Raw genomic sequence first — 840 nt, 5'->3', positions numbered from 1 at the left:
GAGGCTGCAGTCTTGTCGTAGCGGGTGGCGATCGCTCGGTACTGTTTGAGCCGGTTGAAGCAGCGTTCGACCACGTTGCGGCGTCGATAGGCGATCGGGTCGAACACCGGTGGACGGCCACCGTTTCTGCCGCGGCGGCGACGGTTGGCCTGCTGGTCGATGCGTTCGGGAATCGTCGCGGCAATACCGCGACCACGCAGGTGCTCGCGGATGGCGCGGGTGGAATAACCCTTGTCGGCCAGGACTCGCCGCGGCCGTGTCCAGGGCCGGCCTCGGCCAGGTCGCGGCATTCGGATACCGGCCAGCACCCGGGTAAACACGGTGCAGTCGTTGATGTTGCCCGCGGTCAGCACGACCGCCAGCGGGCGGCCGAGCCGATCGCAGGCCAGATGAATTTTCGTGGTCGGGCCACCGCGTGAGCGGCCGATGGCATGATCACCTGGTTCGGTGTGCCCTTCGCCGGATTTGTTGTCCCCCTGTGTGAACCACGCGTGCGCGCGCACCGGCAGCGTGCTGGTGGGCACGCACGAGCGAGGAGTCCACCGATACCTCCCGGTCGAGTTCCTCGACCGCGTCGGCGATCACACGCACCTGCTCGACCAGCATGGCCAGGGTGCCGTTGCGGGTCCAGCGCCAGAACCGGTTGTAAACCGTCTGCCACGGCCCGTACCGGTCGGGCAGATCCCGCCAGGCCACACCGGTCTTGGCCTTGTACAGCATCGCGTTGATCACCCGCCGGTCATCCACGCGGGGGCGGCCTTTCGCTCCAGATACCGGCAGCAAGACCTCGATCGTCCGCCACTGCTGCTCGGTCAACTCGTGCCTGCGAACCACACGGGC

At 67.4% G+C, this 840-nt stretch carries 1 pseudogene; it reads right to left on the bottom strand.

From position 1 onward, the window contains the following. Positions 1 to 834: pseudogene (locus ACPCUW_RS35130) on the bottom strand (IS5 family transposase); the annotation flags it as partial. Positions 835 to 840: the final 6 nt, after the last annotated feature.

The organism is Nocardia sp. AB354 (genome assembly GCF_049538315.1).
GTDB lineage: Bacteria > Actinomycetota > Actinomycetes > Mycobacteriales > Mycobacteriaceae > Nocardia > Nocardia nova.
This window is presented reverse-complemented; position numbering and strand designations above follow the sequence as displayed.